The following is a 245-nucleotide window of genomic DNA, read 5'->3' as shown; positions in this document are numbered from 1 at the left end:
GGCCGGCCAGGCAGTGCAGGAGGGTGGACTTGCCTGAGCCGGAGGGGCCCATGATGGCTACGAATTCGCCGCGTCCTACTACCAGGCTCGCTGAGTCCAGGGCGAGGACTCGGGCCTCGCCCTCGCCGTAGACCTTGGTCAGACCACGGGCCTCAACCACCCGCATCGGTGCGGTGGCCGCGGGAGTGATGGGCGCCGTCGGTGCTCCCGAGGTGGCCGGGGCCGCCTGGGGGAGCGGCGTGGGA

1 protein-coding gene is annotated in these 245 nt (G+C 72.2%); it reads right to left on the bottom strand.

Features of this window, described 5'->3' with window-relative positions:
* Positions 1-166 (bottom strand): ATP-binding cassette domain-containing protein (locus HMPREF2883_RS01495; protein ID WP_141758984.1); only part of this gene is annotated, 166 nt, incomplete at its 3' end.
* Positions 167-245 lie beyond the last annotated feature (79 nt).

The sequence above is a fragment of the Actinomyces sp. HMSC075C01 genome, from assembly GCF_001812965.1.
Taxonomy (GTDB): domain Bacteria; phylum Actinomycetota; class Actinomycetes; order Actinomycetales; family Actinomycetaceae; genus Actinomyces; species Actinomyces acetigenes.
Note: the sequence above shows the minus strand (reverse complement) of the source record. Positions and strands in the feature narration are given on the sequence as shown.